Annotated in this window: 14 protein-coding genes; 5 read left to right on the forward strand and 9 right to left on the reverse strand. The window is 68.0% G+C overall.

Annotated features, from left to right (window positions below; genetic code table 11):
• The 4 genes from SFU54_RS02810 to SFU54_RS02825 form a co-directional block, all read right to left on the reverse strand.
• Positions 1 to 384 (reverse strand): SulP family inorganic anion transporter (locus SFU54_RS02810; RefSeq protein WP_319014796.1); only part of this gene is annotated, 384 nt, incomplete at its 3' end.
• Positions 384 to 944, reverse strand: a complete 561-nt coding sequence (gene epsC, locus SFU54_RS02815) for a serine O-acetyltransferase EpsC (protein WP_413466545.1) — start codon at positions 942 to 944, stop codon at positions 384 to 386. The genes SFU54_RS02810 and epsC, both read right to left, overlap by 1 nt.
• A gap of 6 nt (positions 945 to 950) precedes the next feature.
• Positions 951 to 1,886, reverse strand: coding sequence for a cysteine synthase A (cysK, locus tag SFU54_RS02820; RefSeq protein WP_319014798.1), 936 nt, complete (start codon positions 1,884 to 1,886; stop codon positions 951 to 953).
• A 153-nt stretch (positions 1,887 to 2,039) separates the two neighbouring features.
• Positions 2,040 to 2,915 (reverse strand): neutral zinc metallopeptidase, encoded by an 876-nt coding sequence (locus SFU54_RS02825; RefSeq protein WP_319014799.1) that lies wholly within the window; start codon positions 2,913 to 2,915, stop codon positions 2,040 to 2,042.
• A 66-nt stretch (positions 2,916 to 2,981) separates the two neighbouring features.
• Here SFU54_RS02825 and SFU54_RS02830 point away from each other — a divergent pair, with 66 nt between their 5' ends.
• Together SFU54_RS02830 and SFU54_RS02835 are read left to right on the forward strand one after the other, a co-directional pair.
• Positions 2,982 to 3,962, forward strand: coding sequence for an EamA family transporter (locus SFU54_RS02830; protein ID WP_319014800.1), 981 nt, complete (start codon positions 2,982 to 2,984; stop codon positions 3,960 to 3,962).
• 400 nt (positions 3,963 to 4,362) lie between these two features.
• Positions 4,363 to 4,992, forward strand: a complete 630-nt coding sequence (locus SFU54_RS02835) for a hypothetical protein (RefSeq protein WP_319014801.1) — start codon at positions 4,363 to 4,365, stop codon at positions 4,990 to 4,992.
• Here the strand turns inward: SFU54_RS02835 and SFU54_RS02840 are convergent.
• Positions 4,989 to 7,070: a DEAD/DEAH box helicase gene (locus tag SFU54_RS02840; RefSeq protein ID WP_319014802.1), complete on the reverse strand. Its 2,082-nt coding sequence runs from the start codon at positions 7,068 to 7,070 to the stop codon at positions 4,989 to 4,991. The genes SFU54_RS02835 and SFU54_RS02840 overlap by 4 nt on opposite strands.
• A gap of 227 nt (positions 7,071 to 7,297) precedes the next feature.
• Here SFU54_RS02840 and SFU54_RS02845 point away from each other — a divergent pair, with 227 nt between their 5' ends.
• Positions 7,298 to 7,756, forward strand: a complete 459-nt coding sequence (locus SFU54_RS02845) for a GNAT family N-acetyltransferase (RefSeq protein WP_319014803.1) — start codon at positions 7,298 to 7,300, stop codon at positions 7,754 to 7,756.
• Here the strand turns inward: SFU54_RS02845 and SFU54_RS02850 are convergent.
• From SFU54_RS02850 to SFU54_RS02860, 3 genes are all read right to left on the reverse strand, one after another.
• Positions 7,753 to 9,021, reverse strand: a complete 1,269-nt coding sequence (locus SFU54_RS02850; RefSeq protein WP_319014804.1) for a hypothetical protein — start codon at positions 9,019 to 9,021, stop codon at positions 7,753 to 7,755. The two genes, SFU54_RS02845 and SFU54_RS02850, sit on opposite strands and share 4 nt — an antisense overlap.
• Positions 9,021 to 10,001 (reverse strand): ion transporter, encoded by a 981-nt coding sequence (locus tag SFU54_RS02855; RefSeq protein WP_319014805.1) that lies wholly within the window; start codon positions 9,999 to 10,001, stop codon positions 9,021 to 9,023. Before SFU54_RS02855 ends, SFU54_RS02850 begins: the two co-directional genes overlap by 1 nt.
• Positions 10,002 to 10,076: 75 nt before the next feature.
• Complete coding sequence (locus tag SFU54_RS02860) at positions 10,077 to 13,196, reverse strand: efflux RND transporter permease subunit (RefSeq protein WP_319014806.1); 3,120 nt, start codon at positions 13,194 to 13,196, stop codon at positions 10,077 to 10,079.
• 173 nt (positions 13,197 to 13,369) lie between these two features.
• On the opposite strand from SFU54_RS02860, the gene SFU54_RS02865 reads away from it, so the two are divergent.
• Positions 13,370 to 14,026: a hypothetical protein gene (locus SFU54_RS02865; protein WP_319014807.1), complete on the forward strand. Its 657-nt coding sequence runs from the start codon at positions 13,370 to 13,372 to the stop codon at positions 14,024 to 14,026.
• On the opposite strand, the gene SFU54_RS02870 is transcribed toward SFU54_RS02865, so the two are convergent.
• The gene (locus SFU54_RS02870) at positions 14,023 to 14,769 is read right to left on the reverse strand and encodes a MerR family transcriptional regulator (RefSeq protein ID WP_319014808.1); all 747 of its coding nucleotides are present in this window, start codon (positions 14,767 to 14,769) and stop codon (positions 14,023 to 14,025) included. The genes SFU54_RS02865 and SFU54_RS02870 overlap by 4 nt on opposite strands.
• A 167-nt stretch (positions 14,770 to 14,936) precedes the next feature.
• Between SFU54_RS02870 and SFU54_RS02875 the strand changes: the two genes are divergently transcribed.
• On the forward strand, positions 14,937 to 15,715 hold a 779-nt coding region (locus SFU54_RS02875), incomplete at its 3' end, for a DUF4097 family beta strand repeat-containing protein (protein WP_319014809.1).

Below are 15,715 nucleotides of genomic sequence, written 5' to 3' on the forward strand. Positions count from 1 at the left end.
CCACGGAATCACCGCGACCGCCTGCCCGAGCCGCAGCACCGCGGCGATGAGCACCATGACTCCGGCCATGATCGTCACGAGCGCGACGACCCCCGCGCCCTGCGCCGCGACGATGGGCCCGAGCACGACAACCATCGCCCCGGTCGGGCCAGACACCTGGATGTTCGAGCCACCAAACACGGCCGCGACGAGCCCGGCGACAATCGCCGTGATGAGCCCCGCGTCAGCACCCGCGCCCGAGCTGACGCCGAACGCCAGCGCGAGCGGCAGTGCGACGATGCCGACCGTGAGGCCCGCGATAAGGTCGCCCTTCCACGTGCGCCGCATCATCGCGTAGTCGGAGCGCCTCGGAAGAAGCGAGGTGAGACGCCCGACCGCGCTCATCAGATATGAATGGCCGGGTCGACGACGAAACCGTCAGCCCCCGTGCGGCCCGCGCCGCGATCGAGGGGGCGGGAGACCGCGGGAATTCCGGTCGCGACCGAGTCGGGCGGAACATCCTTCGTCACCAAAGCGAGCGCGCCAATCTGCGAGCGATCGCCGATCGTGACGGGGCCGAGCACCGTGGCGTTGGCTCCGATGAGCACGCCGTTGCCGACCGTAGGGTGGCGCTTGCCGCGCTCGAGGGTGCGACCGCCGAGCGTGACGCCGTGATACAGCATGACGTCGTCGCCGATCTCGGCCGTCTCGCCGATGACGACGCCCATGCCGTGGTCGATGAAGAACCGCCGGCCGATCGTGGCACCGGGGTGAATCTCAATGCCTGTCCACCAGCGGGCGCCTTGCGCCACCATGCGGCCGAGCAGCTTGAAGCCGTGCGTCCAGAGCCAGTGGGCAATGCGGTGCCACCAGATGGCGTGCACCCCCGCCGAGGTCAGAAAGACTTCGAGGCCCGAGCGCGCGGCCGGGTCGCGCAATCGGGCGGTGCGGATGTCCTCCCGCATGCCCATCTAGGCGCGCAAGTCGTCGTAGAGCACGCTCGAGAGGTAGCGCTCGCCGTAGCTCGCCACGATGACGACAATGAGCTTGCCCGCGTTCTCGGGGCGCTTCGCGAGCTCAACGGCCGCGTGCACCGTGGCTCCCGACGAAATGCCGGCGAGGATTCCCTCTTCGCTCGAGAGTCGACGCGCCATGCTCACAGCCTGGTCGATGTTGACGTCGATGACCTCGTCATAGATCTCTTGGTCGAGCACCGGGGCAATGAAGTTGGGGCCAATGCCAGCGATCTTGTGCGGGCCGGGGGCTCCGCCATTGAGAATCGGGCTCTCGGCAGGCTCGACCGCGACGACCGTCAGGCCGGGCTTCTGCTGCTTGAGGTACTGGCCGGTGCCCGTGATGGTGCCACCGGTTCCGACGCCCGACACAAAAATGTCGACGGCGCCGTCGGTGTCGTTCCACACCTCGGGGCCCGTGGTGCGGCGGTGAATTTCGGCGTTCGCCTCGTTCTCGAACTGACGGGCGAGAATCGTGCCCGGGCGGTCGGCAACAATCTGCTGCGACACCGCGACGGCGCCCTTCATGCCCTCACCCGCCGGCGTGAGAATCAGTTCTGCGCCGTAGGCCTTGAGCAGCATCTTGCGCTCGTTGCTCATCGACTCGGGCATGACCAGCACGGTCTTGTAGCCGCGAGCCGCACCGATCATCGCGAGCGCGATGCCGGTGTTGCCGCTCGTGGCCTCAACGATCGTGCCGCCGGGCTTGAGCTCGCCGCTCTTCTCGGCCGCCTCGATGATCGCGACACCGAGGCGGTCTTTCACGCTCGCCGAGGGGTTGTAGAACTCGAGCTTGGCGAGCACCGTGGCCCCGGCCCCCTCGGTGACGTTGTTGAGCGTCACGAGCGGGGTGTTGCCAAACACCTGGGTGATGTCGGAGTAGATGCGGGCCATGAAGGTCTCCTTGCAAAAGTCGTGTGGTGCTAGCGTACGGGCGCACGGCGAGCGTTACCCGAATATGACAAAGCCCTGGCGGCCCGCCCGTAACGACAACGGATCAGGCGGGCCGATGATTCCCGCCCGGGCTCGATTGCTCGAGCTCGACGGCTAAAGCTCGGCGCCCGACACCGAGAAGGTGTCGCACGCGGTGACGCCCTGCTCGAAGCCAATGGCAAACCAGCGCTGACGTTGCTCGCTCGAGCCATGCGTCCAACTCTCGGGCGAGACCTGGCCGGTGGTCTGCTCTTGAATGCGGTCATCTCCAATGACCGAGGCAGCGTCGAGGGCTTGGGCGACCTGCTCACGCGTGATGGGCTCGAGCAGAGCATCCGCCCCCTCCGATGCGGCGCCCGCCCACGCCCCGCCGAAGCAGTCGGCCTGCAGTTCGATGCGCACGGCGTCGGATGCGGGGCCGGTGTCGCCCAGGTTCGCCGAGCTCAGCACTCCCGCGAGGTTTTGGATGTGGTGACCCCATTCGTGCGCGACGACATACATCTCGGCGAGAGGGCCGCCTTCGGCCCCAAACTGCGTGCGGAGTTCGTCGTAGAAGCCCGTGTCGAGGTAGATGGTTTCGTCGGCAGGGCAGTAGAACGGGCCGACCGCGCTCGTCGCGCCACCGCATCCGGTGTCGATCGACTGCTCGAAGAGCCTCGCGCCGGGGGTGCGATAGTCGACGCCGATCTGCGGGGCGGCGGCGAGCCAGAAGTCGTCGAGGGAGACGGCGGCACCCGCGATGCGGCAATCGACGCTCGCGTTCGCGTCGGCACCGGTGTCGCACTCGCTCAGCTCGGAGGCCTCGGGAGCGGGACCCCCAGTGGTTCCGCCGCCGAGCAGCGGGCTGAGGTCGACGCCCGTGAACTGCGCGATGAGGAACACCGCGATGACGGCGACGATGCCCCCACCGCCGCCAATGGCGAGGCCCCGCCGCGAACCCGAACGGCGCACGGTGGACGAAGAAATGTCGGCATCATCGCGAAAAGTCACGTCGTCACCCTAGCGAGGCCGCCTGGTCGTGAGGCCTGACAGAATCGAGGGCAGGAGGTGTGCCCCGTGCTCACTGTTGTTCTCGGGCTGGCTGGCGCCCTCTTCTATGGCTTCGCCGACTTTCTCGGTGGCCTGGCGTCGCGACGCATTTCGGCGTTGCGTGTGACCGCGCTCGGAGCGATCTCGGGTGTCGTGTTGCTCTATCTCGGCACGTTCGTGATCGCGGGCGAGTGGTCACGCGAGGCGATCATCTGGGGCGCGCTGTCGGGCGTCACGGGTGCCGCGGCCATCGCGCTGCTCTACGCGTGCCTCGCGATCGGGCCGATGAGCATCTTGTCGCCGCTCACGGCCGTGACCTCGGCGATCGTTCCCCTCACGTGGGGCCTCGTTACCGGTTCGCAGTTGGGAGCGATCGCCTACCCCGCCTTCGCGCTCGCCCTCGTGGCGGTCGTGCTCGTGGGCTTTGTGCCGTCGAAAGAGGCGGTGCGGCCGACTCTCGCGGGGCTCACCATGGCGACCATCTCGGGCATGCTCATCGGCGCGTTCTACATCCTGATCGACCAGACGCCCGACGACAGCGGCCTCGTGCCTCTCGTCACGAACCGTCTCGTCAACGCGTCCATCATGATCACGCTCATCGTCGTCATGGCGGTTGTTGCGGCGCGGCGTCACGTGCGGTCGACGGATGCTCCGCTCGCGGTGCTCGACGGAACCCACGGCGCCCCCCACGCGTTGGCGGGCGACCCGGCCCCGGGCGCACCGGGGCGCGACGGCCTGCTGCGCGCGAGCGCCGCTGCTCTGCGCGGCGGCTGGCGCGGCGGACTGCTGCTCGGCATCGGCTGCGGAGTGCTCGACGCGATCGCCAACGTCATCGTGCTCATCGGATTGCGCGTCGGCGACCTCACGATCGTCTCGGTGCTCACGGCCCTCTACCCGGCGGGAACCATCTTGCTCGCGGCCCTCGTGCTGCGCGAACGGATCGCTACCCTCCAATGGGTCGGCCTCGCGCTCGCCCTCGCCGCGAGCGCCATGCTCGCTGCTGCCTAGGGCGGCCGGACGCCCGGCTGCCGCACGCCCGCGCCGCACGACACCGCACGACCTACCCACCTGCGCGACCCATTCCGCGCACCCGCCCGGCCCGCACCGCACCACACACCCGCCCGGCCCGCACCGCGGGCCATACGCCCGACCCGCTCCGCTCCGCACGACCGACCCACCACCTTTCCCTCCGCGCGCTCCCGAATCGCAGGAACAATTGCCGACTTTGGCTCCCGAACGTCCTGCGATTCGGGAGCGTGCCAGAGGAAGGTGTCACCCGGGCGCGGAAGGCAGGCAGGGGTGGGGCGGGCGCGGAAGTCAGGCAGGGGTGGGGCGGGCGCGGCGGGCTGGCGGGCAGGCGGCCGGGCGCGGCGGGCGGGCGGCGCGACCCAGTGACTAGGGTGGGCGCATGGTCGTGGCTGCTCCCCTAGACAGTGTTCCGATCGCGGGATTACCCGTGCCGCCGTTCGCGTCGCGCGACGACCATGCCACGTTTTTGCGGGTGCTCGCGCTCTATGTCGCGCGGCTGACACCGGGGCCGGCGGCGGGCATCGCATCCGTCGTGCTCTCCGGTCTGGTGAGTGCCGAGCGTGCCGCCCTCGACCGAGGCGACACCGAGACCGAGCACCTGTCGCAGCGCGCGATGCACATTGCGACCAACACGCTGTTTCCGGCGCCGTTCACGCCCCACGGACTCGCGCTCGAACTGCAGCGCCATCGCGCTCTCGGCTGGGACGCCTCGTCGACGATCACCCCGACACTGCTCGAGCAGCCCGGTGACCCCGTGACGCGAGCGACGCGGCGCGCCAACGGGTCGTGGCATCGCGAGACCATCGAGCGCGGGCTGCCGCGCGACGACGCCGATGCGGCCGACGACTGGCAGATGGTCATGCTGCTCATGGATGGCCAGCGCGGGTTCGCGTTTCCTTTTGGGTCGGCGACTGACCCCGCCGAAACGGCAGCAGCCGAGCGTGCCGCCCTCACGACCCTCACGGCCTGGGAGCAGCACGCCCGGCTGGCGTACCTGCAGTTGCGCTAGAGCGCGGCGAGGCGGTCGAGGAACGCGTCGCCGACGCGCACCTCGGTGGTCTCGGCCTCAATCTCGGCGCGCTGCAACAGCTCGTCGAAGCGACGCGCGCGCTGGCGGGTGATGAGCGTGACGACTGTTCCGACCTTGCCCGCGCGGCCAGTGCGGCCCGAGCGGTGCAAGTAGGTCTTGTACTCGTCGGGGGCGTCAGCCTGGATCACGAGCGAGATGTCATCGACGTGGATGCCCCGCGCCGCGACATCCGTCGCCACCAACACATTGACCCGACCACTCGTGAGCTTCTCGAGGTTGCGCGTGCGACGTGCCTGGTTGAGGTCGCCGTGCAGGCTGACGGCCGGGATGCCGGCGTCGTCGAGCTGGTCGGCGAGCTCTTCGGCAAACGCACGCGTGCGGGCGAAGATGAGCGTCTTGCCGTCGCCGGCGGCGAGCTGCTCGATGATGCCGCGCTTCTCGCGCTGGTCGACGAGCAGCACCTTGTGGTCGATCGTCGACGACTCTTGGTCTTCTCCGGCTACTTCGTAGACGGCGGGCTTGTCGAGGAACTCGGTGACGAGGCTTGCGACACCCGAGTCGAGCGTGGCCGAGAACAGCAAGCGCTGCCCATTCGGACGCGTGCGACGGATGATGCGCTGAACGGGCTCGAGGAATCCGAGCTCGCACATGTGGTCAGCCTCGTCGAGCACCACGATCTCGATCTGGCTGAGATCGAGGCGACCCTGCTCAATGAGGTCTTCGATGCGGCCCGGCGTGCCAATGATGATGTCGACACCGCGCTGCAATGCACCGACCTGGCGACCCTGGGGCACGCCGCCGTAGATCTGCGTCGTGAAAAGTCCGACACTGCGAGCAATGGGCTGCACGGTGCGGTCGATCTGCAGGGCAAGCTCACGCGTCGGAGCCAGGATGAGCGCGCGGGGCGCGCGGCCCATCTGGCGCTTCTTGCCGCCACCGTTCTCCATCAGTCGCTCGACCAACGGAGCCCCGAACGCGATCGTCTTGCCCGAGCCCGTGCGACCACGGCCGAGCACGTCTTTGCCCGCGAGCACATCGGGAATCGTCGCCGCCTGAATCGGGAACGGCGAGCGCGCGCCCTGCTCTTCGAGCTCGCGCACGATGTTCGCGCCCAGGCCGAGGTCAGCGAACGTGACGCCCTCGACATCGGTCGCGAGCACGGCGTCGGCCGTCAAGCGATCGAGCACGACGTCGTCGACCTTGGCGGCCTTGGTGTCGCGGCTCGGGTAGAAGCTAGACTCGCGGCGCTCGATCGGGCGCTCGTCGCGGTCAAAGCTGCGCGCGGGACGAGCGTCGCGCTCGTAGAAGCGGGGGGCGCGGTCGTCACGATCGAACGAACGCGCAGGACGCGCATCCCGGTCGAACGAACGGGGTGCACGGTCGTCGCGCGCGGGGCGCGCGTCGCGGTCGAACGAGCGAGCGGGGCGACCCGTGTTCGCGGCGCCCGTCTGCGGGCGCCAGTCGGGGCGGTGCGTTGCACGGCCAGTTCCGGTGCGGGCGGCTCCGTCGCGGGTGTCGCCGTCACGGCTCGGACGCGCGGGGCGGCCGTTGGTCGACGCCGGGCGGTAGCCGCGGTCGTTGCTGGAGCGATTGCCGGCGCCGCGATCGTCGCGAGCCGGGCGGTCGTCGCGATCGCCAGAGCGCGCCGGGCGCGCGTCGCGATCGCCGGCACGAGCCGGGCGAGCAACGCGGTCGTCGTAGCGGGGCGCGCGATCGTCGCGGTCGCTCGAGCGAGCGGGACGAGCATCCCGATCAAACGAACGCTGCGGACGGTCGTCGCGCGACGGGCGCGCAGCGCGGTCGTCGCGCTCGGGGCGGGCGCGCTCGGGAGCGTGGCCGCGGTCGACGCGTTCGTCGCGGCTCCAGCGGGCCTTCTTCTCGGGCGCGGCGGCTTCGTCGGGGCGGTAGCCGCGGTGCTTAGGGCTGCGCGATCCGGGCGCGGGCGACTTCGCGCCGGCGCCGCGCGAGGCCGCGCCACGGGGTGCTGCACCGCGAGGCGCAGACGAACGGGATGACTGAGGCGCGCGCGAAGCGCCGCCCTTGTTGTTCTGAGGCATGGTTCTTTCTGGGGTAACGCAAGAAGCTTCGTTGGCGCACACGCGCCACGATCCCAGACAGTCGATGGCTGGGGGCCGTCACATCTCGAGGTGATCTCCGACCGTCGAACGACGGGGAGTACCGGCCCTGAGGCGCACACAATGCACTGACGAGAAACCCCGCCCGCCTCCAGCCGACCCTTCAGCGTACCCGACGAGGCTCTCGGCTGGCCTATTCTGGGCGCATTGTGACCATCGTGACCGTTGCCGACCCTCGCCAGCCCGAGGTCGAGTCCCTCGTGCGGGCGAGTGATGCCTACGCCGAGAGCCTGTATGCGACCGGCGCATGCAGCTCACTCGCTCTCGCCGAGCTCGTCGCCGACGGGGTCACCGTGTTCGTCGCGCGCGACGCCGAAGGGCTCGCGCTCGGCATGGCAGCACTCGTGAATCGGGGCGACGGCACGGGCGAGCTGAAGAGACTGTTTGTGAGCGAGGCCGGGCGCGGCCAGGGCGTGGCGACGGCGGTCATGGATGCTCTCGAGGCAGCCGCGCGTGCGGCGAGCACCCACACGCTGCAGCTCGAAACCGGGCCGCGCCACCTCGCCGCAATCGCTCTGTATGAGCAGCGCGGCTACGTGCACATTGAGCGCTTCGGACCCTACGCCGGCAACGGGTTCAGCGTGTGCATGGAAAAGACCCTGGGCTAGCGCGCGGACGCAGTGGCCCGCGGCCGTGACGCACGCTTCGCGGGCGCGGGCGCGGGCGCGGGCGGAGGAGGAGGCGGCGGCGGCGGTGGCGGCGCGACTGCGAGCAGCTCGACCACGACGAGCAACCCGGCCGCGAGCAGCGCGCACACGAGCACGCTCACGATCGAGAGCGGCGGCAGAAGCACAGCGGGCAGCGCCGCGAGCACCACGGCGACACCGCGCGCGACACCGCGCCGGCGGTGCAACGCCGCGCCGAACCCGCTCGGGCCGATGCCGAGCGCCTCGCGCGCCTGGGCGACGCGAGCATCAAGCGCGGCACGGCCCTTCTCGGCGAGCGCCGACGACCCGAGCCACCACGCAGCGAGCACGATGACGATGCTCAGCGCGAGCATCCCGAGAATCGTGCTGACGGCATAGGAGGTCATGGCGTCGAACACCGAGCGCGCGAGTGCCGACGACTCGGGGCCGACGTAAGCCGCGATGGCGACGCGCGCGAGTACAAAGCCGAGGGCGAGCACAGCGGCCACACCCAGCGCGACGATTGCAATCGTGCGGGCCGTCGCGGGCCGTCGCGGAGCCACGAGCACCGCGCCGATCAGCAGGGCGGCGGTGATCCAGGGCAACCAGAGGCCCACCGTCACGCCCACCTGAAAGACCACGCGAGCGAGGGCCAGGTTCGGAAGCTCGGCGAGAACAATGGCGCGATCGGTATCGGGAATCGCGGCGGCAAACGGCACACCCTGCTCGACGAGCGCGGCGCGCACCTCGGCCACGATGGGTCCGAGCGGCAGGCTCAGGGTTCCGTCGCGGTCGAGCGTCAGCAGTGAATCGGGGGCGCCCGACAGCAGCCGAATCGCTTGCGTGTGCGCGACCTCGATCGAGCGCTTCCACGCCGTGCTGAACGCGGGCGACGTCACGACCTCGGTCACGACGTCGGCGACGAGCGACCGCACCCCGGCGGCGATAGGAGCACTCACGAGGTCAAGAGCGCCCTGCGCCTTCGGGCCGAGGTCGAGTGCCTCGCCGAGACCGCTGAGCAACTCGCTCGTGACGGCATCAATGTCGACCTGCTCGTCGACGAGTGCCGTGACCTCGGTGATGATGCGGTCGTGCACTGCGGGATCATCGGCGAGCGGCGCCAGGGTGGCGACGAACCGCTCGGTCTCGACCAGTTGCGTCGTGGCCCAGTTGGCCATGATGGCGCCGGGAAGCAGCAGCAGCCCAACCGTAGCCAGTGCTGCCGCGGCGACCCGGCGCCCTCGCACTACTTGCTCCCGGCCTTGAGGCGGTCGATCTCTTCGCGGATGCGGCGGATGTGGTCGGCGGATGCCGTGCCCGAGCGCGCGACCCCGTCGAGGTCGGCGGCCAAAGCGTCGAGCTCGCCGTGCGCTGCGTGAGCATCCCGTGCCGAAGCCGGAACGTGGATCGTGCCCGTCGCCGTCGGCAGGCCCTCGGCCGCGCGGTCGGCCGTGACCTCTTCGCGCGCTTGGTCCATGGCGGTGATGACGATACCGATGAGGATGTTGAGCACCGTGAAGACGATGAAGAACATGTAGCTCAAGAAGTAGAGCAAGGCCCACGGCGTGATTGCCAGCCCACCGAGGAACGAGTCGGGGAAGTTCTCGAGCGTGAGCATGACCGTGAGCGTCACCATGGCCGTGCCGATGTCACCCCACCGCTCGGGCGACGCTTCGCCGAAGAGGTAGACGCCGGCCATGGCGTAGATGAATATGAGGAAGCCGATGAGCACGCCGAGGCTCGCGAGCGGCGCCACCGACTTGATCATCGAGAGCATGAGAATGCGCGCTTCGGGCAAGAAGCGGAAGATGCGCAGAATGCGCAGCAGACGCACGAGTCGGAAGATCACCGAACCGTTGTTGAGGAACGGAATGAGCACGACGATGAGAAGGTCAAAGACGTTCCACGGGTTGCGGAAGAACATCCACGGCTTCGTGCCATACGAGACAATGCGCAGCACGACCTCAACGGTGTAGAAGATGAGGGCCGCGCGGTCGATGACCTCGGCGACCGCGACGACCCCAGGCGCGACGTCGTCGTAGGTCAGGATCGCGAGAGCAGCGGCGTTCGCAATGATGATCGCGATGACGACGATCTCGAACGCGTTGCCATACATCAGGCGTGCGAGCCACTGAATGCGATACGGGGCGAGCTGCACGGTGGAGGTCGCGAAAACCCCCGGCGAAACGGTCGTGGATGCGTCGCCAGAAGGCGCGGGAGAAGTCATGACGAATCTCTTTCGGTCGGGGTGTGCGATCACGCTAGCAACACCCCGACCGTTGGCGGAACATCCGCCGAAGAGTTAGTCGCCCGTCGCGCTCACCGCGGCCGCAGCCTTGCGCGCCCGCTTGTCTTCGCGGCGCTCTTTCGCGCCTTCGACGACGTAGTAGAGGGCCGGCAGAACGACGAGCGTGAGCAGCGTCGACGAGATGAGACCACCGATGACGATGATCGCGAGCGGCTGCGAGATGAACCCGCCACTGCCCGTGAGGCCGAGGCCCAGCGGCAGCAGCGCGAAGATCGTTGCGGCCGCCGTCATGAGAATCGGACGAAGACGACGCGACGAGCCCTCGATGATCGCCTCGCGCGCCCGCATGCCGCGTTCGCGGTATTGGTTGACGAGGTCGATAAGAACGATTGCGTTGGTCACCACGATGCCGACGAGCATGAGCACGCCGATGAGCGACGGCACCCCAAGCGGAATGCCCGAAATCAACTGCAGCGCGATGGCACCCGTGGCCGCGAACGGTACCGAGACCAGCAAGAGCAGCGGCTGCCGCAGGCTCTTGAACGTGGCCACCATAACGACGTAGACGATGAGGATGGCCGCGAGCAGTGCGAGGAACAGCTGGCTGAACGCTTCGCCCTGTTGCGACGTCACACCGCCCAGGCTCGCCGACGCGCTGTCGGGCAGCTCGAGTTCGGTGATCGCCGCGCTCACGACCGCCGAGGCCTGGCCCGTGTTGTCGGTCGAGGGCGTGACCGTCACGGTCGCACTGCGCGTTCCACGAATGGTCGTGATGCTCGCGGGGCCGTCTTGCTGGTCGACCGTCGCCAACTCTGACAGCGGCTTCGGGCCCATAGCGGTCGGGATGCTGAAGTCACGCAACTCTTGCACCGTGGTCGGCGCGCTCGCGTTGGGAATGTAAATCGACAGGTTGGTCTCGTCGATGACGACTGACCCGACCGAAGCCGGGAACATGGCCGCCGTGACGATGCCGCCCACCGCCACCTCGCTCAGGCCCAACTCGGCCGCGCGTACGCGGTCAACCTGAATGGCGAGGTAGGGCTGGGTTTCTGAGAGGTTGCTCGTGGCTTCAGCCGTGACGTCCAACTCACGAACGGCAGCGAGCACGTCTTCGGTCGCAGCCTCGAGGTCGGCGCTGTTGGCCGCCGTGATGTTGACCTCGATGCCGGCCGCGCCGAAGCCGCCGCCGCCACCGGCCGCCTGCAGGCTGATCTCGCCGGCGTCGGTGATCTCGGCGAGGGCATCCCGAACCGTGTCTTGAAGCTCGGTCTGGTCGAACGACGAATCGGTCGTGATCGAGAACGTCACATCGCTGCCGCCGCCAAAGATGGCGCGCAGCGAACCCTGGCCCGAGCCGATCGAGGCCTGCACGGTCTCGATGCCGTCGATGTCGAGCAGCACGTTTTCGACCTCGGTCGCTGCCTCGTCGAGGGCCTCGAGGCTCGCGCCGTTCTCGAGCGACTGCGTGACCGTGAGGGTGTTCTGGCCCGAGTTGCCGATGAACGTGGTCGGCAGGCCTCGCGCGAGGAATCCGGTTCCGACGAGCACAAGCACGGCCAAGATGAGGGTGATGGCCGGAAACTTCAGGGTCCAGTGAATGATCGGCAGGTAGCTGCGCTGCAGCAGCGTCGGGCGGGCCGACTCTTCATCGAGCGAGATGGGGCCGGTGGTGGTCGAGTCTTCGGCGGCCGCGCTGACTGACTTGGGCGCGCGCAAGAACCAGTAGGCAAGCACCGGCACGATCGTGAGCGAGACGAAGAGCGATGCGGCGAGCGCGATCGTCGTCGTGAGCGCGAAGGGCCGGAAGAGTTCGCCCGTGACGCCGCCGACGAGAGCGAGCGGCAAGAACACCGCGATGGTCGTGACGGTCGAGGCCGTGATGGCCGTCGCCACTTCTTTCACACCCGTGAGAATCGCGGTCTTCTTGTCTTCACCGAGCCCCAAGTGGCGCTTGATGTTCTCGACGACGACGATCGAGTCGTCGACCACGCGGCCGATCGAGATCGTGAGAGCGCCAAGCGTGATGATGTTGAGCGAGTAGCCCGAGACCTGCATACCGATGAAGGTGAGCAGCACCGAGGTCGGAATCGAGATGGCCGTCACGAGCGTCGAGCGAATCGACAGCAAGAAGACGAGGATAACGATGACGGCGAAGGCGAGACCGAGCACGCCCTCAACGGCGAGCGATTCGATCGACTTCTCGATGAAGGGCGCCTGGTCGAAGACGATCGTGAACTCGGTGTTCGAGCCGATCGCGGCGGCGATCGCCGGAAGCGCGTCTTGAACCGCGCGTGACACCTCGACGGTGTTGCCCGCGGGGGTCTTGGTGACACCGAGCGTCAGGGCAGATTCACCGTTGACGCGGCTGTAGCTCGTGATCGGGTCGTCGACCACCGCCACCTCGGCGACGTCGCCGAGCGTCGTGAGGTCAGCGCTTTCGGCCCCGATCAACGGCAGAGCCGCGAGTTCGTCAATCGACTGGATGCGCACACCCGAGAGCACAACAAGTGTGCGCCCGTCTTCGGTGATCGAGCCGGCGGGCAAGAGCACACCATAGGCGTCGAGCGCATCGGTGATGTCGGCGTTGGTGAGGCCGAGGCGGAACAGTTCGTCAGCATCCGGCGTGATCGTCACGCGTTGGCCGACCGCGCCCTGCACCGAGACTTCGCGCACGCCGATGAGGTCGTTGAGATCGGGCACGGCCTGGTTCTGCAGCGCCGTGTCGAGTTCGGCGGCCGTCAGGTCACTCGTCACGGCGATCTGCAGCACCGGAAGGTCATCGATCGAGCCGACGACCACCTGTGGCTCGACGTCGTCAGGAAGCTGGGCGCGGTTGACGGCAAGCTGCACCCGCTGCTCGGCCCGCACGATGTCGGTGCCGAAGTCGAAGCTCGCCGAGACGACCGAGAAGCCCGTGCTCGAGGTTGCGCTCGAGGTATCGAGCCCGCTCACACCCTGAATGGCCGTCTCGATGGGCGTCGACACGTCTTGCTCGACGATCTCGGGGGCGGCACCGGGGTACTGCGTCACGATCACGATGCGCGAGGCCGTGATCGACGGAATCAGCTCTTGCTTGAGCGTCGTCAGCGCGATTCCACCAAAGAGGCCCACGACGATCGTGACCAATGCGATGAGCGCACGGTTGCGCAGGCTGAACACCGAGAGAAGGTGCACGTTGAACTCCGGTCGAACGGCGGGCGGTGATGCCCGAAGTGGCAGTGATGGCAGGGTCGATGCGCGACGATGCGCGGGTCAGCATCCCAGCATTCGCTGAGTGTTTACACAGCAAGGGGTGATGGCGCACCCGGAATTAGACCGATCGGTCAGGATGCGAGGATAGTCCCATCATGACACCCCGCCGCATTCTGGTTCGCCGCTGGGGCCAGCTGTTGCTCGGCCTGTTCTTCTATGGCAATGCGGTCGCTCTGCTCATTCAGGCCGACGTCGGGCTCGACCCCTGGACGGTCTTCGCCCAGGGACTCGAAGTGCAGACAGGTCTCTCGATCGGCGTCATCGTCGTGCTCATCGGCGCCGGCGTGCTACTGCTGTGGATTCCGATTCGGCAGAAGCCGGGCATCGGCACCGTGCTCAACGTGTTGCTCATCGGGCCCGTGATCGACCTCACGATGCTTGTGGTGACAACGCCTGACCAGCTCTGGGCCCAGTGGCTCATGTTCGCCGCGGGTCTCGCCCTGCTCGCCGTGGCGACGGGCCTCTACATCGGCGCGCGCTTCGGGCCGGGCCCGCGCGATGGGCTCATGACGGGCGCCCACGCGCGCTTCGGCTGGAAGATCTGGAAGGTGCGCACGGTCGTCGAAGTCACCGTGCTCACCATCGGCTGGGTGCTCGGCGGCACCGTGGGCTTCGGCACCGTCGCGTTCGCGCTGCTCATCGGGCCCATGGTCGGGTTCACGTTGCCGCGCCTGCGGGTTCCGGAACCGTCAGGACTCACGGACCCGGAACCCAGTGCGGCGCCGGACGAGCCCGGCACGGCACCGGCTTAGGCGAGCTCGGCGTCGGCATAAACCCCGATCGCGTCGCGCACATACTCGGCGCCGTCGACGCCACCGTAGGCCTGCGCGAAGCGCGGGTCGGCAACGTACATGTCGGCAAGACCGCGGTACGCGTCCGCGCTCGGCGCCGTGCCGCCCCAGCCCTGACGCACCCAGGCATAGTGCCGGGCAATGAGACCCTGCACCGCCGGGTCTGAGACGGGCGTGCCGGATGCGCGAGCATCCCGAAGCCCCGCCTCGATCGCAGCGGCCTCCGCCTTAAACGCGGCCTGGCCGTCGGCCCCGAGTTCGCGCCACCAGCGGTCGCCCTTCGCGTACGCGTCAGCTCCCCAGCGCTCTTCGACTTCGTCTTGGTAGACGGTGTGGTCGAAGCCATCAAGCATTTCTTCTGCCATCAGTTGTTCACCTTCTTTCAGTTTGAGAATCGTCGTGGTCACACTCGCGATCTGGCGATCAACCCGATCGCGCTCGTGCTCGAGCCAACCCAGGTGCGACTCGAGCGCCGCCGTGTCGTCGGTCTGCCCCGCGAGCACCTCGGCGATCGCGGGCAACCCCACACCCAGCTCGCGCAACAACAAGATGCGCTGCAGTCGCGTGAGGGCTGCCACGTCGTAGTAGCGGTAGCCGTTGGCTCCGATGCTCGTCGGGGGCAGCAACCCGAGGTCGTCGTAGTGCCGCAAGGTGCGGCTCGTGGTGCCCGACAACCGGGCGATCTGCTGAATGGACCACTGCATGCGTTTCACGGTAGAGGTTGACGCAGCGTCAAGGTCAAGCCGGTTTGAGTTTTCGGGCTTGCGTTGCGTGCACTCGCGATATATCGTGACTTTCATCGAACGCGATATATCGCGTCTCAAGCTTTCGAGACAGGATGCCCCACCGGGGCCCGAGCAAGGAGCACGACATGGCACAAGAAACGTGGATCGTGACCGAACCCACCGTGATCGACCTCGAGCTCGTTCGCTCGGTCAAGGTCGGGCTGATCGGCGGGCAGGTAGACATCGTGGCGCACGACGAACCCGGCGCACGCGTCGAGGTGCACTCGGTGGCCGGCCGCGACCTCAAGGTTGCGCTCGACGGCGACACGCTCGTCGTCGACCACCCGCAGTTGAAGTGGGAGACGTTCTTCGACAACTTCCGACTGTTCAGCGGCAAGGCCCGCGCCGGAGTCAGCGTTCTCGTGCCGCGCTCGGCGCTGCTCAACCTCAGTGTTGTGACGGCCGAAGGTTTGGTCAGCGGCCTGCACAGCGACGTGACGGTCAACACCGTCAACGGCGACATTCTGCTCGACGGCATTGTGGGCAACGTCACCGTGCACGCGGTCAGCGCCGAGGTTTCGGTGCGGGCGCACGAGGGTGATCTCGACGTGCAGACGGTGAGCGGAGACGTCACGGTGTCGGGAACGATTAGCCGCTTCTCGTGCGATGGCGTCTCGGCCGATGTGGTCGCCGACCTGCGCGGCACGCCCGATCGCATCAAGAACAACACCGTCGCGGGCGACCTCACGGTGCGGCTCGACGCGGGCGTGCCCGCGCAGTATTCGATCAGCACGGCCACCGGAAAGCTGCAACTCGACGACGCTCAGATCAGCGGAGTGAAGGGGCAGTACACCGGGCGGTATGGGCAGCTCGCCGGCTCGTTCACCGAGGTGCGCGCCAACTCGGTGACGGGTGACGTGTCGGT

Source organism: Microcella sp. (assembly GCF_033763155.1).
GTDB lineage: Bacteria > Actinomycetota > Actinomycetes > Actinomycetales > Microbacteriaceae > Microcella.